We start from the raw sequence: 17,193 nt of genomic DNA on the forward strand, positions 1-17,193 counted from the left end.
ACGACTTCACCAACACCGACCCCGACCGCAGCCTCACCACCGGCCACATCGGCATCCAAAACCACGGCCCCGACGACACCGTCTCCTTCCGCAACATCCGCATCAAAGAACTCGACGCCGCGCCGTAGCACGAGGCTGCCCACCCCCGGTGACGCACGGTGGGGTGAAACCGCGCAGGTCTCACCCCACCGTCCACCGTCCACCGGCCCGCCACGCTGTGGCAGCGCCGCCACCAGGCGCAGCTCCAGGCACGGACCGGCACCGTCCCCGACACACCCGCAAGCCGCAGGCTACGAAAGGACAAGGGCGTGTCCCGCACTGACCATCACACAGTGAAAGCCCTCACCGGGAGCCGGATCCGCTCCCGGCAACGCCGCGCCTTCGCAGCGCTCCTCGGCGCGGTCCTGCCGCTGCTGGCCGCGACGTTCCTCAGCGCGACGACCGCGGCCCCCGCCTCGGCCTCGGCCGCCGAGCTCACCGAGATCACCGACTTCGGCGAGAACCCTTCCAACCTCCGCATGCACCTCTACGTGCCCGACAGCGTCACCGAGCAGCCCGCCGTGCTCCTGGCCCTCCACTACTGCACGGGCACGGGCGAGGCGTACTACGCCGGCACCCAGTTCGCCTCGCTCGCCGACCAGTACGGCTTCATCGTCATCTACCCGACGGCCACCCGCTCCAGCCAGTGCTGGGACGTCTCCTCACAGCAGGCTCTCACCCGCGACGGCGGCAGCGACCCCGTGGGCCTGAAGTCGATGATCGACTACACCGTCGAGACCCACGGCGCCGACACCAGCCGCCTCTTCGTCAGCGGCGGCTCGTCCGGCGCGATGATGACCAACGTCATGCTCGGCAACTACCCCGACGTCTTCGCGGCGGGCTCGGCGCTCGCCGGCGTGCCCTTCGGCTGCTTCGCCACCACCGACGGCTCCGAGTGGAACAGCGCCTGCGCCGGCGGCCAGATCACGCACACCCCGCAGGAGTGGGGCGACCTGGTGCGCGCGGCCTACCCCGGCTACGAGGGGCCGTACCCGCGCATGCAGGTCTTTCACGGCACCGTGGACGACATCCTGAACTACACGAACTTCCAGGAAGAGATCAAGCAGTGGACGAACGTCCACGGCCTGAGTCAGACCCCGGAGTACACCGACAACCCCACCCCGGAGTGGACCCGCACCCGCTACGGCGGCACCGGCACCCAGGTCATGGTCGAGGCGAACAGCTTCGAGGGCTACGGTCACGGCCTGCCCGGCGGCCTGGAGCAGCAGGTGATCGAGTTCCTCGGCCTGAACAGCGCCCCGTGAGGCGGTGAGGCGGTGAGGCGGTGAGGCGGCGGGCCGGGCGAACGGCACTCCGCGACCCGTCCGCTCACTGGGGGCGTCACGGCGACCCCGCCGGAGCCGGTCGATCGGCGAGACACCGATCGACCGGCTCCGGCGTTTGCCCACCGCGGCCGTGTGGGCACCTCCGGCCTTGCCGATCGCGCCCAGGCGCCGTTCTCCTGCGTCCGGACGTAGGGGGTCTGCAGGGCGTCGACGGTCATGGCGTAGCGGCCGAGGCGCGAGGCGGCACGGGTGTCGGGGTACGCCTCTCCCGGGCCGCCGCCGAACCAGGCGGCGCGGTCGAAGCCGGCCGGCAGGCCCAGCAGCAGCCCCAGGCGCGGCAGCGGGCAGGGCCAGTCGCCCTCGGGCGTGACGGTCACCGTGAGCAGCAGCCGGTCGTCGTCGGTGCCGGCGGTCCAGCGGTAGTCGGCGTAGAGGCCGAGGTTCGGTGGCGGCGGGGGCGACGCGGGTGCGGACGGTGCCGGTGCCCTCGGCGGTGTCCGACAGCCGGAACGCCCAGGCGCCGTTCAGCGACAGCCGAGCGGCGTCGGAACCGGCGTACCAGGAGCGGGCGGGAAGCGTGCCGCTGCCCGGGGAGCGGTCCTCGTAGTAGGGAAGCCGGTCGTCCACACGCCCGATGTCCATGCGTCTCCTCGGACGTCGCGCTCTACGCTTGCTGCTCGCTCGCCGGTGCCGATCGCTACTGGGCGTTGCGGAGGTCCACGAGCTTCTCGAAGAAGAACTCGTGCTTCAGGAACGACACGTCGTACTCGTGCCCCGGGTAGGGCGGGATCAGCTGCGCGGCCTGGATCAGCCGCCAGCCGTCGCACAGGGCGGCCACGCCCGTCGGGTAGGGCGGCTCCTCGCTGTCGCCGGTGGTCGGGGAGGTTCGGCCGGTGCCGTCGTAGCACGACCAGCCGACGACCTCGGAGTCCAGCGCCGAGTTGGACAGGTACAGCACCAGGACCTGCTGGCGGACGGTGGACGCGGGGGCGGGGGCAGGATCGGAGGCGGGGGTCGTGGTGATCATGCGACAGTGTCCTTCGGCCGGTTGGAGACGCGGGTGACCCAGTATTCGAGGTCGAAGTCCGCCTCGCCGGTCAGGGCCCGCCACATCAGGACGCGGTTGTACCGCTCCAGGCGGCCGGTCGCCTGCTCGTACCAGGGAAAGTGGGTGTCCAGCTCCGCCGCCACGCGCGGGTCCGCCAGGTCCGAGGTGTCCCACAGCAGCCGCTGCCTCACCGTCGGGTTGAAGCGGATCTTGAACATGTAGCGCGGGGTGTCGCTGTCGTTGCGCCGGCCGCCGTGCCAGAGGCCGTGGTGCAGAAACACCACGGTGCCCGCCGGGCAGACCAGCCGGCTCTGGCCGCGCAGGTTCTGGTACCGGCCGGTGTCGCTCTCGTTCGTACGCCGCAGATGGCTGCCGGGCACGCTGAGCGTGCCGCCCATCTCAAGCGTCACCTCGGCCGGGTAGTACATGAGCTGGACGTCGAACGCGTCCGGCCGCACGTCGATGATCGCGTCCGCGTGCAGCGACTGCGCCTTGCCCTCGCGCGGCTGGCGAACGTGCACGGCGTGGTGGTCGACGTTCGGGTCCGGCCCCACCAGGCTGCGCAACGCGCCCGCCACCTGGGGCAGTCCGATGAGCCGCCGCACGAAGGACCCTTCGGGATACGCCGCATTGACCGGCGTGCCGTACGGCACCCGCGGAATGCCGGCCGGCAGGAGCTCCAGCGCCTCGGCGTTCATCTCCTCCGGCACCACGGCGTCCAGCCGCAGCGACCCGTGCGACACGAAGTGCGCCATCTCCACCGAGGTGAGCAGACGCTCCGCGACTGTCGTTGTAGTCATACATCACACGTTAATGACCTCTATAAAGTTGGGGATAGGGGCCCGGCTCACCATCACTGGTCGTTTCTCACCATCGAGCCGCCGTCGTGGCGGTGCGGCGACGGCGCTGGGGTGGTGGAGCCGGGTCTCCGCAGGGCCCGGAGAAGCATCGGCAGTGAGGCGTGGAACTCCCGCGCCCAGTAGGACGGATCGTGAGTGCCGGCGTAGAAGTGGGTGGTCACGTGGGCGCCCGCCGCCCGGAGGCGGGCGGCCAGGGTCTCGTTCTCCTCCCGCATGATCGCCTCGGTCGGGGACAGGACGTCGTCGGGGAAGGGAGCGTCCGGGTCCTCCAGACCGGGGATGTGCTCGTCCGGCTCGGTGTCCGGGGGATCGAGCGGGCCGAGCCGGCCGTCGCCCGAGGCCAGGTACACGGGAACGCCCGTGAGCCGGCCGGCGAGGCAGGCCGGGTCGTGGGACTGCCAGCGGCTGCGCTGCCGCTCGGGGTGACCCCACAGCGCCAGCCAGTCCAGGCCCAGGTAGGTCATGCCGGCCCGGACGGCGTGCGGGTGCTGATGGGGATGGACGAAGCCGCTGTAGCTGGCCGCCGCCTGGAACATCCCCGGGTGACGCGCGGTGTAGGACAGGGCGCCGAAGCCCCCCTGTGACTGCCCGGCGACCGCCCGCCGTGGTCCGGCACCACAGTGACGCTCGAGAAGGGGGATCACCTCCTCCAGGTGGAAGGTCTCCACCGCCGGAGGGCCGCCCGCGCCGTGGTTCCACCAGTCGGAGTAGAAGCCGTACAGGGGCATTTGCGGCATCACCACGAGGACGTCCCGCAGGGCGGGGAGGTGCTGGATGCCGTAGTCCCGCGTCCAGGGCAGGTGGTCGCCGTCGCCCCCGGGCAGCAGGTACAGCGTGGGCCAGCGGTCGGCGGGGCGGCGGCCGTGCCACCCTTCCGGAGTGAGCAGCCGGACCTCGGCTCTGCCGCCGAGGGCGGGGGAATGCAGGGTCAGATCGGTGATGCGGTCGCCGAGTCGTTCCTCGCCCACGACCCGCGCCCGCTTGGGCCCGTGGCCGAGTGTGGCGCCGGCCGCAGGCCGGGCCGAGGCGGTGAGGATCACCGCGGCCAGCTGAAGGACACGGCGGCGTCGAAGCCGGCCGCCCGGTGAGGCGTTGAGCACGAGCATCCCTTCACATGTCCTCATCGAATGTCTGGATCCTCACGGGGATCGCCGCATGGTCGTGGACTTGCCCGCGCCGTTGGGACCGGGGAAGCCGGTCACCCGGCCGGGCCGGACCGTGAAGGACAGGCCGTCCACGGCCGTGGCGCCGCCGTATCGCTTGGTGAGGTCGTGTATGTCGATCACGCCCCCGACGCTAGGCGGCGGCGCGGCCCCCGCCATCCGCCGCCCGGAGTCGCCCGCTACTCCCGACGGCGTACGCGGTCTCCTGGCCTGACCAGTCCCGTCTCATAGCCGAGGACGACGAGCTGCGCCCGGTCCCGGGCGCCCAGCTTGGTCATCGCGCGGTGCACGTGGGTCTTCGCCGTCAGCGGCGACATGTGCAGCCGCGCGCCGATCTCATCGTTGGACAACCCAGCCGCCACCAGCGTCATCACCTCCCGCTCCCGCCCCGTCAGCGGCGCCAGCAGCCGCGCACCGTCCGCCAGCGGGGCGCGCAGCCGGGCGTACTCCTCGATCACCCGGCGCGTGACGGCCGGGGCCAGCAGGCTCTGCCCGGCGGCGACCGTGCGGATCGCGGCACGCAGGTCATCCGGCTCCACATCCTTCAACAGGAAGCCGGCCGCCCCGGCGCGCAGCGCCTCGAAGACGTACTCATCCGACTCGTACGTCGTCAGCACCAGCACCCGCACCGCCCCCAGCGCCGGATCGGCCGCGATACGGCGCGTCGCTTCCAGTCCGTCCACGCGCGGCATGCGGATGTCCATCAGCACCACGTCCGGCCGCGTGGCCCGCGCCGCCTCCACGGCACGGGCGCCGTCGGCCGCCTCCGCCACCACGGCCAGGTCCCCGGTCGACTCCAGCAGCGCGCGGAACCCGGCCCGCACCACCGTCTGGTCGTCCGCCAGCACCACCCGCACGCTCACGCCGGCTCCCCTTCCACGGGCAGCAGGGCCCGCACACGAAATCCCCCGCCCGCCACCGGCCCGTACTCCACGCTCCCCCCGACCGCCGCGGCCCGCTCCCGCATCCCCACCAGCCCGAAGCCGCCCGTGTCCCTGGCTCCACGGGCCGGGCCGGCGTCCGCCACCTCGACCACCAGGCGTCCGTCCCGCTCCTCCACCGACACGGCCGCCTCCCCCGCCCGCGAGTGCTTGACGACGTTGGTCAGCGCCTCCTGAACGATCCGGTACGCCGCCAGCCCCACCACCGGCGGCGCCCCCTCTCCGTTCGGCAGGCGAAGCGCGACGCGCAGCCGCTCGCCGGAGATCCGTTCCACCAGTTCCCGGATCTCCCCCACCCCTGGCGCGGGGGCCTGCGCGCCCGGGCCCGACTCGTCCTCCCGCAGCACCCGCACCGTCGCCCGCAGCTCCCGCGCCGCCTCCCGGCCCGAGGCCCGCACCTGCCGCAGCGCGGTCCGCGCCAGCTCCGGGCGCCGCTCCAGCGCGTCCAGCGCCACCCCGGCCTGCACGGTCATCGCCGAGACGGTGTGCGCCACGATGTCGTGCAGCTCCCGGGCCATCCGCACCCGCTCCTCCCGCACCCGCCGCACCGCCTCCCGCTCACGCTCCCGCTCCGCACGCCGCGCCCGCTCCGCGTAGTACGCCGTCAGCTCCCGCCGCCCCCGCACCACCTCCCCCAGCAGCAGCGGCACCAGCGGCCAGATCATCTCCATCACCGGCGAGGGAAACGGCCGCCCCTCCTCCTGCCCCGACACCACGGCCACCACCCCGGACGCCAGGGACGCCACCGCCCCCGTCCACAGCGTGCGCCGCCGGTCCCCGCCCACGGCGACGCCGTAGAGCGCGACCATCACGGGCAGGTTCAGCAGTTCCCCGATGTGCCCGTACAGCGTCCAGGTCGCCACTCCCGCGCCCGTCACCGCCGCCGAGGCCAGGGGCCAGCGCCGCCACAGCGCCAGCCCGGCCACCACCAGGCCGAAGATCAGCCAGCTGAACCAGTCGTCCTCCCGCACCCCGCGCGCGTTCGCCGCCAGATCCGCCGCCGTGAGCGCACCGGCCCCCGCCACGAGCACCGCAGTCTTCAGCACGTCCTCACCGTACGGGCGCACACGGACCCCGGCATACGACAACGGGCGTAGCCCGCCCCCGCTTGCGCGCAGCTCCCGCACGCCCGGGTTCGCCCACGTCGAGCGCCTGGGGCCAGGAAGATCGCGGAGCCCTCGGGCGTTGCCTCCGGGTATGAAGATCAGCGAAGCCTCACAGGCCAGCGGCGTGAGTGCGAGGTCGTTGCGGCACTACGAGGACGAAGGCCTGATCGTCCCCGGGCGCTGCGGCAATGGGTATCGCGACTACTGCCAGTCCACCATCGACCGGGTCCTCGTCATTCGCTCGCTGCTGGAGTCAGGCCTGCCGGTGCGCCTGATCAGGGAAGCCCTGCCCCGCCTCGCTGACGGACCCGATGCGGGCACGGATCGGTCGTGCGCCGAGTTCCTTCACGAGGTGCGGAGCTATCGCGATCGGCTCGCGGCACGCATCGCCGTGCTCAGCGCTCAGCGGGCGGCGCTCGACGCCTACCTGCGAGAGGCCCGCCGCACTGGTCGATGACCGCCGCTTGACCTTGACGCCAGTGGGAGGCTCCTACCTTCCCGGGCATGGAGATCAATGACCACCGCCACACCGCTGAGCGCACGATGCGGGCACTGGTCCAGCGGTCGCACCGCGGGCCCGGGGATCTGACCCTCACCACCGGCCACCGCCGCCCCGCCCCGGGCCCGGGCGAGTACCTGATCCGAGTCGGCGCCGCCGGGGTCAACTTCGCGGACGTCATGCAGACCCGTGGAACCTACGGAGGAGGGCCCCGGGCGCCCTACGCGGCGGGCTTCGAAGCCGCCGGCGAGATCGTGGGCGTCGGCCCGGAGGTCGAGCGCCCCCTCCCGGTCGGCACCCGGGTCGTCGGAACCGGCCCTGGTGCCTTCGCGGAGTACATGGTGATGCCGGCCACGGGTGTGCTTCCCATCCCGTCCGGCTGGGGGGAGGCCGAAGCCCTCGGCATGGTGCTGAACTGGGCGACCGCCTTGGCCGCGCTGAAACCGCTGGGCGAGATCACGACAGGTGACGCGGTGCTCATCCATGCCGCGGCGGGGGGAGTGGGGCAGGCCGCTGTCCGCCTCGCCCGTCACTACGGGGCGCGCGTGATCGCCACGGCTTCACCGGCCAAGCACGACACCGTCAGAGCGCTCGGCGCCGACGAGATCCTGGACAGCGGACGCCCCGATCTGGCCGCGGAGATCACCCGTCTGACCGGCGGCGTTGACCTGGTCCTCGAATCGGTGGGGCGAGCCACGTTCGGGGTCAGTCTGGCGGTCGCGAGACCCATCGTCGGACGAGTCGTCGTGTTCGGTGCCGCTTCCGGCGACGCCTGCCTGAGCACTCACGACCTGGTCTTCACCCACCCGGTGCACGTCATGGGCCTGCACATCGGCGCGCTGGCGGCCGCTGCCCCGTCCCTCTACCGGTCGTTGCTCGCCGAGATAGAGGCGCTCATCGCCCAGGGCGTGTACCCGCCCGGCACGCCCCAGGTCCACCCCCTGGCCGAAGGGCCGGCTGTGCTCCAGGAACTCGAAGCGGGCCGTACCCGTGGCAAGCACGCTCTCGATCCATGGCGGTAGAGACCGGCCCGACGGGGCGGTCGGCCCACCCCACTCCGCCTCGGGTCAACGCGCGCTGGTGGCGGGCTGAACGGTGGCCAGCACCGTCCGACTGTTCGAAACCGGAGACATTCGTGGCTTTCTGAGCCCTCTTCGCCGCCAAAGCTTGACGGAGAACGTCGTGACCGCATACTGACGACAGCCACTCTGTCATGTTCGCGCAAACTTTTTCACCGCGGTCGGTTGTGCCCGGGAGGCGAGATCCCATGCGCTTGAGGCTCCATCACCTGCTCACCGTCGGCCTCTGCACGCTCCTGATGGCGAGCACGGGCCTGACGTTCGGCGCCGCCGCCGGCTCCCCCGCCGAACCCGCGGTCGCCGCGAACGCCTCGGCCCCGCCCGACGCCGGGACCGCTGTCAGCCCGGTCCTCCCGGGCTTCAACGCCGATCCCAACATCGTCCTCTTCGGCGACACCTACTACCTCTACCCGACGACCGACGGCTACGAGGGCTGGAGCGGCACCCAGTTCAGCGCCTGGTCCTCCAAGAACCTGGTCGACTGGACCAACGAGGGCGTCATCCTCGACCTCGGCCCCGACGTCAGCTGGGCCGACGAGCGGGCCTGGGCCCCCACCATCGTCGAGCGCGACGGACGGTACTACTTCTACTACTGCGCCGACGCCCAGATCGGCGTCGCGGTCGGCGACTCCCCCACCGGGCCGTTCCGCGACACCGGCCAGGCGCTCATCCCCGCCAACCCCGACGGCAGCGGCCAGGCCATCGACCCGGCCGTCTTCACCGACAGCGACGGCCAGCCGTACCTCTACTGGGGCAACGGATCCGCCTGGGTCGTCCCCCTCAACGACGACATGGTGTCCTTCGATCCGGACCGGGTCCAGCAGCTCACCAACCTGACCGACTTCCGCGAGGCGCCGTTCGTGGTGAAGCGGGACGGGCTCTACCACATGACCTACTCCATCGACGACACCCGCAGCGAGGACTACCGCGTCGGCTACGCCACCGCGACCAGCCCGACCGGCCCGTTCACCTACCACGGCGTGATCCTGCGGAAGGACGCCGAGCAGGGCATCCTCGCCACCGGCCACAACTCCGTGCTCCAGATCCCCGGCACCGACGAGTGGTACATCGCCTACCACCGCTTCGCCATCCCCGACGGCGACGGCACCCACCGCGAGGTCACCATCGACCGGCTGGGCTTCGGCTCGGACGGGCTGATCGAACCCGTCGTCCCCACGCTCGACGGTGTGCCGCCCCGCCCCATCGGGTGACGGCGCGCAGCCCGGCCACGGACGGCCCGCTGACGTACCGTGCCGTCCTGACCAGCCGCAACGTGCCGCAGCTGCTGCTGGCGGCCTCCGCGTCCCGGCTGGCGGGCACCATGCTGCTGTACGTCATCGTGCTGTACGTCATCGACGAGTTCGACTCCGCCTCGCTCGCGGGCCTGAGCGGTCTGTTCCTGTCCCTCCCGGGCGTCGTCGTGAGCCCGCTCGCCGGGGCCGTGCTGGACCGGATGGGCACGGTCCGCGCCGTGGCGTTCGACATGGTGTGCGGCGCCATGCTCATCGCCGCCGTGGCGGTGCTGTCGTGGGCCGGGGCGCTGACCGCTCCCCTGCTGTTCGCGATCCTCGCCCTCTGCTCCCTGACCAGCCCGCTGTCCACGGGCGGCATCCGCACCCTCTTCCCGCGCTTCGTGCCGGAGTCGGCGTACGACAAGGCCAACGCCCTGGATCTGAGCACGTTCTCCGTCATCGACGTGGCGGCCCCGCTCGCGGCCGGCGTGCTGTTCGCGCTGATCGGCCCCAACCCGACGATGCTGTGCGTGGCGGGCGCCTTCGCCCTGGCGGCGCTCAGCCTGGGCCTGCTGCGCGGCGGCTCCCCGGCCCCGCCCGCCGGGGACCCGCGGCTGCTGCGCTCGGCGGTGGAGGGCATCGGCTACCTGCTGCGCAACGCCACGCTGCGCGGGCTCGCCGTCGCGTACTCGATCTATCAGGTGGCCTCGGGGATGCTCGTCATCATCGCCCCGGTGGCGGTGCTGGCCTGGCTGGACGAGGGCGTCGCCGCCTCGGCCTCGGCCTCGGTCTCGGCCTCCGCCGACCGCTACACCGGCGTGATGTGGGCCGTGGCCGGCCTGTTCGGGGCGCTGGGCGCCCTGGTGGCGGGCAAGCTGATCCACGCGGGCGTGGAGCGCCGCTACATGCTCGGCGCCACCCTGATCACCGCCGTCGCCATCTTCCCCCTCAGCGCCCTCGGCTCCCTCGTCACCCTCGGCATCGGCCTCGCCGTGGTCGGCCTGATGGAGGGCTCGATCAACGTGAGCCTGCTGTCCCTGCGCCAACGCCGCACCGACCCGGGCTGGCTCGGCCGCGTCATGACCGTCTCGATCAGCGTGAACCTCTCCGGCTTCCCCATCGGCACGGCCCTGGGCGGCTACCTCGCCTCCCGCTCCCTCACCGCCGCCTTCGCGGTGGCGATGGCGGTCACGCTCCTGTCCGCCGTGTGCGTGCGCGTCCTCATCCCGGCCTCCGCTGGCTCGCAGGAGCGGAGCGGCGAGCCCGGCTGATCTCGCGTGCGACTGCCCACCCGTCCCCCACCGGGCCCAAGTGCCTGAGCTTGTCGGGGCTGGTCACCGCGCGGATCGTCTGGATCCGCCCGCCGAGCACGTCGAGTGTCAACGTGCCGACCACCCCGCCGGCCCGATCGCGGAGGATCGCGCCGGGCTGGCCGTTCACCTCGCGTGGCTCGACGCTCGCGTCGACCTCGCGGAACACCGGGAGGTTCGACGCGAGCAGGCGGGCCACGTTGTCCGCGCCGATCACGCCCCTGGCGAACGCGGGCGCCCTGCCTCCCCCGTCCCCGACCACCCGGACGTCCGCGGCGAGCAGCTCTCTCAGCGCGTCGACGTCGCCATCGCGGACCGCGTCGAAGAAGCGCGCCGCCAGCTCCTCGCGTTCCCGGCGGTCCGCCTCGAACCGAGGGCGCCCCTCGTCCATGTGACGCCGCGCCCGGACCGCGAGCTGACGGCAGGCCACCTCGGATCTGCCGACGGCCGACGCGATCTCGGGAAAGCCGAACCCGAACACGTCCCGCAGCACGAATACCGCCCGTTCGAGCGGGCTGAGCCGCTCCAGCAGCAGCAGCGCCGCCATCGACAGCGAGTCGGCCAGCTCGGCCGACCGCGCCGGATCCTCGTAGGGGTCGGTGAGCAGTGGTTCGGGGAGCCACGGCCCGACGTACGATTCCCGCCGCACCCGTGCCGATCGCAGCACGTCGATCGAGATCCGGGTGACGGCGGCCGAGAGGAAGGCCTTGGCGGACACGGGTTGTGTCGCGGAGGCGTCGTAGCGCAGCCAGGTCTCCTGTACGGCGTCCTCCGCCTCGGCCACGCTGCCGAGGATCCGGTAGGCGATGGCGAACAGGAGCGGCCGCAGCTCCTCGAACTCCTCGTCCCGGGTCATGCGAGTTCCTCCTTGAAGCCCTGCCGCCACGAGCGGTACGCCGGTTCCCAGCCGAGCTCCCGCTTGGCCTTCGCGTTGGAGAAGCCGCGCCCCTCGGTCATCATGCCCACCAGCATCTCGCCGGCCAGCAGCCGGGCCAGCCACGCAGGGAGCCGCCGCGGCGGTTTCGCGCCTGCGCACTTCGCGAGGTAGGGAAGCCACTCGCTGGCCGGTGCCGGCTCGTCGTCGACGATGTTGAACACGCCTTTCGCCCGCTGCTCCACGGCCAGGACGGTGGCGCTCGCCGCGTCGTCGACGTGCACCCACGAGAAGTGGCCGGTGCCACCCCCCACGAGCGGGAACATCCGCTTGCGCACGAACGTGACCTGGACGTCGTTGGCGCCCGCGCCGTAGAACCCGCCGTAGCGAAGGACCGCCCCGCCGGCCTTGACGACCACGTCCTCGAGGTGGCTGAGCGCCTTCGTCCCCTCGACCACCTCCAGCGGGTCCTCCTCGGTCTTGACCCATCCCCCCTCCCGGATGCCGTTGAAGATGGCGGCGCTCTGTACGACGACATGGGAGACGCCGGTCGCCTCGGCAGCGGCCAGCAGGTGGTCGGTCCCCTCGCTGCGGAGCCGGTTGGTGGGGGCGAAGAAGCGGTCGGCCTTCCTCAGGTTCGGCTTGCCGGCGTGCGTCGTGGAAAGGGCCGTCATCTGGTTCACTATCGCGTCCGGCCTGGCCACGGCCACCGCCTCCCCGACCGCCGCCGCGTCCAGCCCGTCCATCACGACGCCCACGGCACCCAGCTCCTCCAGCAGCCCCAGCTTGCCCTCGCTCGTCGTCGTCGCGGTGACCTGGTGCCCGCGGTCCACCAGCCGCGGCACGAGACTCCGCCCGATGACCCCGGTCCCGCCCGCCACGAACACTCGCATCACGTCACGCTCCTCGTCCCGTACTGGCTCTACTGGCCCTGCTGGCTCTACTGGCTCTCGCCATCGAGACGAGACAGCCCGGCGGCCTGTGACATGCGGAACGCCGTCGGCGCCGCTGGCGGAAGTCGCGCAGCGCATCGGGGATGTCGACCGCGGCGACCGTGGGAATCGGGCCCACGCGGAGCCGTCCGCGTACCTCCCCGACAGCCGCGGCGACCTCGGCGGACGCGCGCTCGGCGGCGTCCAGACACTGGCGGGCGGCCGGGAGGAACGCCTCGCCGGCCGGCGTCAGCCGCACCGCATGACACATCCAGCAGCAGCGGGCGGCGCTCCCCCGAGGGAACCTGCCCCGCATCGCCCTGACCGCGTCGGTTACCAGGGCGTGCGGCCCTCTCTTTGTTCGTCGGGACAATACGCGCCGCGTCACGGTAGAGGATCAGACAGTGTGCGGCCGCGGGGGGCCTCATAGCGTTCGCGCATGGATGCGATCACCAGCCCGCCCCCACCGCGCAGCGAACCCGCTCGCGACTACGCCCCCGGCTCCCCCGAACGCGAAAGCCTCACGCGCGCGCTCAGCGAGCTGGCGAGCCGGCGCCACGATCTGACCGCGACGATCGGAGGCGAGCAGCGGATGCCGCACGGCGACCCGATCGACGTCGTGCAGCCGCACCGCCACGACCGCGTGCTCGGCACCACGGCCAGCGCCACCCACGAGGACGCCAAGGACGCGATCGAGGCGGCGCTGCGCGCCGGCGAGTCGTGGCGGCGGCTGCCGTTCGACGAGCGCGCCACCGTGCTGCTGCGCGCCGCCGAGCTGCTGTCGGGGCCGTGGCGGGACAGGATGAACGCCGCCACCATGCTCGGCCAGTCCAAGACGGTGGTGCAGGCCGAGATCGACTCCGCGTGCGAGCTCGCCGACTTCTGGCGCTTCAACGTGCACTTCGCCCGCCAGCTGCTGGCGGGGCAGCCGGAGAGCGCGGCCGGGGTGTGGAACCGGCTCGACTACCGCCCGCTGGAGGGTTTCGTCTACGCCGTCACCCCGTTCAACTTCACCGCGATCGCCGGCAACCTGCCCACCGCGCCCGCCCTCATGGGCAACACCGTGCTGTGGAAGCCCGCCCCCACCCAGGGCCTCGCCGCGCACCTGACCATGCGGCTGCTGGAGGAGGCGGGGCTGCCGCCGGGGGTGATCAACCTGCTGCCGGGCGACGGGCTCGCCGTCTCCGAGGTGGCGCTGGCCGACCCCGCGCTGGCCGGCATCCACTTCACCGGGTCCACCAGAACCTTCCAGCACCTGTGGGCCACGGTCGGCGCGAACATCGGCAGCTACCACGGCTACCCGCGGCTGGTCGGCGAGACCGGCGGCAAGGACTTCGTGGTCGCCCACGCCTCCGCCGACGTCGACGTGCTGCGCACGGCCCTGGTCCGGGGCGCGTTCGAGTACCAGGGGCAGAAGTGCTCGGCGGCCTCGCGGGCGTTCGTGCCGCGCTCGGTGTGGGCGCGGCTGCGGGACGACCTGGTGTCCGAGGTGGACGCGCTGCCGATGGGCGACGTCACCGACTTCCGCAGCTTCCTGGGCGCCGTCATCGACCGGCGCGCCTTCGACCGGCTCGCGGGTGTCCTGGAGATGGCGCACCGGTCGCGGTCCGTGACGGTCCTCGCCGGCGGCACCTGCGACGACACGCGCGGCTACTTCGTGCGCCCGACCGTGCTGGAGGGCTCCGACCCCGCGCACGAGATCTTCCGCACCGAGTTCTTCGGGCCGGTGCTCGCGGTGCACGTCTACGACGACGGCGACTACGACCGCGTGCTGCGCCAGGTGGACAGGGGCGCGGCGTACGGCCTCACCGGTGCCGTCGTCGCCCGCGACCGCGCCGCCATCGCGCGCGCGGGCGAGGCGCTGCGCTTCGCCGCCGGCAACTTCTACGTCAACGACAAGCCGACGGGCGCGGTCGTCGGCCAGCAGCCCTTCGGCGGGGCCCGCGCCTCGGGCACCAACGACAAGGCGGGCTCGGTCCTCAACCTGCTCCGGTGGGTCAGCCCCCGCACGGTCAAGGAGACCTTCGTCCCTCCCGTCCGCTCGTCCTACCCCCACCAGGGCTGAGGGAGGCGTCGAGAGTCATGCTGCGTTCCGCGCTCGTCACCGCATCCCGCTCGCCGCGCTGCCGCTCGCTCGTCGAGGGCCTGCCGCTCGCGCGTCCGGTCGTCGGCCGCTTCGTCGCGGGCCACGACGTCAACGCCGCGCTCCGCGTGACGCGCACCCTGGCGCGGGACCGGCTCGTCACCCTCGACCGCCTCGGCGAGGACACCACCGACCGGGCGCGGGCCGGCTCGGCCGTCGCGGCCTACCGCACGCTGCTGGCCACGCTGGCGCGCGAGGGCCTCGCCGGCCGCGCGGAGGTGTCGGTGAAGCTGTCCGCGCTCGGCCGTGCCCTGCCCGCCGACGGGGACAGGATCGCGCTCGACAACGCCCGCGAGATCTGTGCCGCGGCCGCGGTGGCCGGGACGACGGTGACGGTCGACATGGAGGACTACGCGAGCGTCGACGCGACGCTGTCGATCGTGGCCGAGCTGCGGGCGGACTTCCCCTGGGCCGGCGTGGTCCTCCAGTCCTACCTGCGGCGCACCGAGGCCGACTGCGCCGACCTCGCGGGGCCCGGCTCGCGGGTCCGGCTGTGCAAGGGCGCCTACGACGAGCCGGCCTCGGTGGCCTACCGGCGCCCGGCGGAGGTCGACGCCTCCTACGTGCAGTGCCTGAAGGCGCTGCTGGCCGGGCAGGGCTACCCCATGGTCGCCACGCACGACCCCCGGCTGCTCGCCATCGCGGAGGCCCTCGCGGCGCGCGCCGGCCGCAGCGCCGGGGACCACGAGTACCAGATGCTCCACGGCGTCCGCACGGACGAGCAGCGCCGGCTCGCCGCGCGCGGCCCGCGGGTGCGCGTGTACGTGCCGTACGGCGCCGAGTGGTATCCGTACTTCATGCGCCGCCTCGGGGAACGCCCGGCGAACCTCGTTTTCTTCGCCCGTGCCCTGCGGGGACGCTGAAAGCACCGGATCTGTTGTCCGCCGTCCGCCATGGCAAGTAACGTCTGTGCCCCATTCCGGCAAACCGCTTTCCATGGCGTGAACAGGTGGAAAAAGTGAATGAGAAGCGGGAGCCGGCCTGTGCCAGCCTGCGACAGCTCCTGTCCGCGGTCGGCGATCCGGTCATCGGCCTGCTCGCCGCGCCGAACGGGCTCGACACCGAGATCAACGGGATAGCCATCCTCGACGCCGACGAGGAACCGGGCGACTACCACCCCGCGGGTCTCGTGCTGATCATCGTCGCCCGGGGCCGAAGGGGGCTGCGCCTGGCGCGTTCCGCGGCCCTGCGCGGCGCCGCCGCGGTGGCGGTGAAGCTGGAGCACGAGGACGACGTCCGGGACCTCCAGGATCTGGCCGCCGAGACCGGCGCCGCCGTGCTCGGCATCCGGCCCGAGGCGAGCTGGACGCAGCTGGGCTTCCAGGCCAGGGCCGTGATGGCGGACGCGGGGACGGCTGCCCCCGCGGAGGTCGGACAGCCGAGGGACCTGTTCACGCTCGCGCAGACCGTCGCGACGCTCACGGGGGGCAACGTCACCATCGAGGATCCCTCCAGCCGGGTGCTGGCCTACTCCCGCTCGGACGAGGCCGACATCGACGAGCTGCGCCGGCTGTCGATCCTGGGGCTCCAGGGGCCCGCCGACTACCTGGCGCTGCTGCGGCGGTGGGGGGTCTTCGAGCGGCTGCGCGCCGGGGACGACGTGATCGACATCGAGGCACACCCCGAGCTGGGCATCCGGCGGCGGCTGGCGATCGGCATCCGGGTCGACGAGCAGCTGCTGGGCTCCATCTGGGTGCAGGAGGGCCGGGAGGAGATGGCCCCGGACGCGGGCCGGGCCCTGCTCGGCGCGGCCCGGGCGGCGGCGCTGCAGCTGGTGCGGCGGCGGACGGGGGCACAGGGCGAGAGCCAGGTGGAGGACTCGCTGCTCACCGGCGTTCTCCAGGGGCACGTCCACCCGCGGACGCTCGCCGACGGCCTGGGGACCGACCCGGACAGGCCGGCGGTGGTGGTGGCGTTCGAGCTGGGCGGCGGCGTGCCGGACCCCGGGGACGACGGGGAGGTCGACCGGCCGGAGTCCGAGCTGCGCCGGTCGGTCATGGTGGGGCTGATCACGGTGCACACCTCGGCGTACCGGCGGCCCTTCATGGTGACCGACGCCGACCCGCGGGTGTACGCGCTCCTGCCGGGGCTGCCGGCGCACGGGGCGGAGAGCCTGGTGGGCGGGCTGGCCGAGGCGATCGTGGAGGCGGCCGGGCAGCGTCTGAAGCTCGACGTCCACGCGGCCGTCGGATCGGTCGTTCCCTGCCTGGACGAGATCACCGAGTCCCGCGAGGCGGCCGACCGCGTGCTCGACGTCATCGCGCGCGACGGGGGGCGGCGGGTGGCCACGATCGGCGACGTCCGCTCCGAGGTGCTGGTCGGCGAGGTGCTGACGCTGCTCGGGGAGAACCCGCGGCTGCGGGACCCCCGGGTGTCGGCGCTCGTCGCCTACGACGCGGAACACGACAGCGGGCTGGTGTCCTCGATGCTGGCGTACATCGGCGCGCTGGGCAATGTGCGCGAGGCGGCCGAGTCGCTGCATGTGCACCCGAACACGCTTCGCTACCGCCTCAGGCGGGCCGATGCGGTCAGCGGGATCGATCTGGCCAACGCGTACCAGTGCCTCTTCTCTCACCTTCAGCTGCTGCTGGAGGTGAGAGAAGAGGCACCACCGGCGGAGCGCTGAGCGGCAGCGGCGGCCCCGGGGCGACGCGCGGGGCGACGCGCGGGGCGACGCGCGC

General features: G+C 72.8%; 16 protein-coding genes and 3 pseudogenes. 9 read left to right on the plus strand and 10 right to left on the minus strand.

Annotated elements, in window-relative coordinates:
• Both ACTWQH_RS19975 and ACTWQH_RS19980 read left to right on the plus strand, forming a co-directional pair.
• Positions 1-128, plus strand: a 128-nt coding sequence (locus ACTWQH_RS19975; protein WP_443288062.1) for a family 16 glycoside hydrolase, incomplete at its 5' end; no start/stop codon positions are given.
• Between the two features lie 204 nt (positions 129-332).
• Positions 333-1,304, plus strand: a complete 972-nt coding sequence (locus tag ACTWQH_RS19980) for an extracellular catalytic domain type 1 short-chain-length polyhydroxyalkanoate depolymerase (RefSeq protein WP_443287996.1) — start codon at positions 333-335, stop codon at positions 1,302-1,304.
• Positions 1,305-1,465: 161 nt separating this feature from the next.
• Here the strand turns inward: ACTWQH_RS19980 and ACTWQH_RS19985 are convergent.
• The 7 genes and pseudogenes from ACTWQH_RS19985 to ACTWQH_RS20015 form a co-directional block, all read right to left on the minus strand.
• Positions 1,466-1,808 (minus strand): annotated as a pseudogene (locus ACTWQH_RS19985) (glycoside hydrolase family 2 TIM barrel-domain containing protein); the annotation flags it as partial.
• A 214-nt stretch (positions 1,809-2,022) separates the two neighbouring features.
• Positions 2,023-2,352 (minus strand): hypothetical protein, encoded by a 330-nt coding sequence (locus tag ACTWQH_RS19990; RefSeq protein ID WP_443287997.1) that lies wholly within the window; start codon positions 2,350-2,352, stop codon positions 2,023-2,025.
• The gene (locus tag ACTWQH_RS19995) at positions 2,349-3,173 is read right to left on the minus strand and encodes a phytanoyl-CoA dioxygenase family protein (protein ID WP_443287998.1); all 825 of its coding nucleotides are present in this window, start codon (positions 3,171-3,173) and stop codon (positions 2,349-2,351) included. The genes ACTWQH_RS19990 and ACTWQH_RS19995 overlap by 4 nt, the downstream gene beginning before the upstream one ends.
• A 53-nt stretch (positions 3,174-3,226) precedes the next feature.
• Positions 3,227-4,357: an alpha/beta hydrolase gene (locus ACTWQH_RS20000; RefSeq protein ID WP_443287999.1), complete on the minus strand. Its 1,131-nt coding sequence runs from the start codon at positions 4,355-4,357 to the stop codon at positions 3,227-3,229.
• A gap of 27 nt (positions 4,358-4,384) precedes the next feature.
• Positions 4,385-4,555: pseudogene (locus ACTWQH_RS20005) on the minus strand (ATP-binding cassette domain-containing protein); the annotation flags it as partial.
• A gap of 20 nt (positions 4,556-4,575) precedes the next feature.
• Positions 4,576-5,259 carry a response regulator transcription factor gene (locus ACTWQH_RS20010; protein ID WP_443288000.1) on the minus strand — a complete coding sequence of 228 codons (684 nt, stop codon included), beginning with the start codon at positions 5,257-5,259 and terminating at the stop codon, positions 4,576-4,578.
• Positions 5,256-6,464, minus strand: coding sequence for a sensor histidine kinase (locus ACTWQH_RS20015; RefSeq protein WP_443288001.1), 1,209 nt, complete (start codon positions 6,462-6,464; stop codon positions 5,256-5,258). Before ACTWQH_RS20015 ends, ACTWQH_RS20010 begins: the two co-directional genes overlap by 4 nt.
• 70 nt (positions 6,465-6,534) lie before the next feature.
• Here ACTWQH_RS20015 and ACTWQH_RS20020 point away from each other — a divergent pair, with 70 nt between their 5' ends.
• The 4 genes from ACTWQH_RS20020 (at position 6,535) to ACTWQH_RS20035 (ending at position 10,524) form a co-directional block, all read left to right on the plus strand.
• Complete coding sequence (locus tag ACTWQH_RS20020; protein WP_443288003.1) at positions 6,535-6,900, plus strand: MerR family transcriptional regulator; 366 nt, start codon at positions 6,535-6,537, stop codon at positions 6,898-6,900.
• A 47-nt stretch (positions 6,901-6,947) separates the two neighbouring features.
• Entirely contained in the window at positions 6,948-7,964 is a 1,017-nt protein-coding gene (locus tag ACTWQH_RS20025) for a zinc-binding dehydrogenase (RefSeq protein ID WP_443288004.1), read from the plus strand.
• Positions 7,965-8,209: 245 nt separating this feature from the next.
• Complete coding sequence (locus tag ACTWQH_RS20030; protein WP_443288005.1) at positions 8,210-9,232, plus strand: family 43 glycosylhydrolase; 1,023 nt, start codon at positions 8,210-8,212, stop codon at positions 9,230-9,232.
• The gene (locus tag ACTWQH_RS20035) at positions 9,229-10,524 is read left to right on the plus strand and encodes an MFS transporter (protein WP_443288006.1); all 1,296 of its coding nucleotides are present in this window, start codon (positions 9,229-9,231) and stop codon (positions 10,522-10,524) included. Before ACTWQH_RS20030 ends, ACTWQH_RS20035 begins: the two co-directional genes overlap by 4 nt.
• Here ACTWQH_RS20035 and ACTWQH_RS20040 read toward each other — a convergent pair.
• From ACTWQH_RS20040 to ACTWQH_RS20050, 3 genes and pseudogenes are all read right to left on the minus strand, one after another.
• Positions 10,475-11,419 (minus strand): RNA polymerase sigma-70 factor, encoded by a 945-nt coding sequence (locus tag ACTWQH_RS20040; RefSeq protein ID WP_443288007.1) that lies wholly within the window; start codon positions 11,417-11,419, stop codon positions 10,475-10,477. The two genes, ACTWQH_RS20035 and ACTWQH_RS20040, sit on opposite strands and share 50 nt — an antisense overlap.
• Positions 11,416-12,330 (minus strand): NAD-dependent epimerase/dehydratase family protein, encoded by a 915-nt coding sequence (locus ACTWQH_RS20045; protein WP_443288008.1) that lies wholly within the window; start codon positions 12,328-12,330, stop codon positions 11,416-11,418. The genes ACTWQH_RS20040 and ACTWQH_RS20045 overlap by 4 nt, the downstream gene beginning before the upstream one ends.
• Positions 12,331-12,442: 112 nt before the next feature.
• A pseudogene (locus ACTWQH_RS20050) lies at positions 12,443-12,628 on the minus strand (LysR family transcriptional regulator); the annotation flags it as partial.
• A gap of 180 nt (positions 12,629-12,808) precedes the next feature.
• On the opposite strand from ACTWQH_RS20050, the gene pruA reads away from it, so the two are divergent.
• From pruA to ACTWQH_RS20065, 3 genes are all read left to right on the plus strand, one after another.
• Positions 12,809-14,434: an L-glutamate gamma-semialdehyde dehydrogenase gene (pruA, locus tag ACTWQH_RS20055; protein ID WP_443288009.1), complete on the plus strand. Its 1,626-nt coding sequence runs from the start codon at positions 12,809-12,811 to the stop codon at positions 14,432-14,434.
• Between the two features lie 17 nt (positions 14,435-14,451).
• Entirely contained in the window at positions 14,452-15,375 is a 924-nt protein-coding gene (locus ACTWQH_RS20060) for a proline dehydrogenase family protein (RefSeq protein WP_443288010.1), read from the plus strand.
• A 95-nt stretch (positions 15,376-15,470) separates the two neighbouring features.
• A complete protein-coding gene (locus ACTWQH_RS20065) occupies positions 15,471-17,138 on the plus strand; it encodes a PucR family transcriptional regulator (protein WP_443288011.1) in 1,668 nt (555 codons plus the stop codon).
• The last annotated feature ends 55 nt before the right edge of the window (positions 17,139-17,193 follow it).

The organism is Streptomyces sp. 6N223 (assembly GCF_052246635.1).
Classification (GTDB): Bacteria; Actinomycetota; Actinomycetes; order Streptomycetales; family Streptomycetaceae; genus Streptomyces.

Coding starts and splice junctions, on each gene's coding strand:
- ACTWQH_RS19990 (WP_443287997.1), bottom strand. CDS start 2,352: ATGATCACCACGACCCCCGCCTCCGATCCTGCCCCCGCCCCCGCGTCC.
- ACTWQH_RS19995 (WP_443287998.1), bottom strand. CDS start 3,173: ATGACTACAACGACAGTCGCGGAGCGTCTGCTCACCTCGGTGGAGATG.
- ACTWQH_RS20000 (WP_443287999.1), bottom strand. CDS start 4,357: ATGAGGACATGTGAAGGGATGCTCGTGCTCAACGCCTCACCGGGCGGC.
- ACTWQH_RS20020 (WP_443288003.1), top strand. CDS start 6,535: ATGAAGATCAGCGAAGCCTCACAGGCCAGCGGCGTGAGTGCGAGGTCG.
- ACTWQH_RS20025 (WP_443288004.1), top strand. CDS start 6,948: ATGGAGATCAATGACCACCGCCACACCGCTGAGCGCACGATGCGGGCA.
- ACTWQH_RS20030 (WP_443288005.1), top strand. CDS start 8,210: ATGCGCTTGAGGCTCCATCACCTGCTCACCGTCGGCCTCTGCACGCTC.
- ACTWQH_RS20040 (WP_443288007.1), bottom strand. CDS start 11,419: ATGACCCGGGACGAGGAGTTCGAGGAGCTGCGGCCGCTCCTGTTCGCC.
- ACTWQH_RS20045 (WP_443288008.1), bottom strand. CDS start 12,330: ATGCGAGTGTTCGTGGCGGGCGGGACCGGGGTCATCGGGCGGAGTCTC.
- pruA (WP_443288009.1), top strand. CDS start 12,809: ATGGATGCGATCACCAGCCCGCCCCCACCGCGCAGCGAACCCGCTCGC.
- ACTWQH_RS20060 (WP_443288010.1), top strand. CDS start 14,452: ATGCTGCGTTCCGCGCTCGTCACCGCATCCCGCTCGCCGCGCTGCCGC.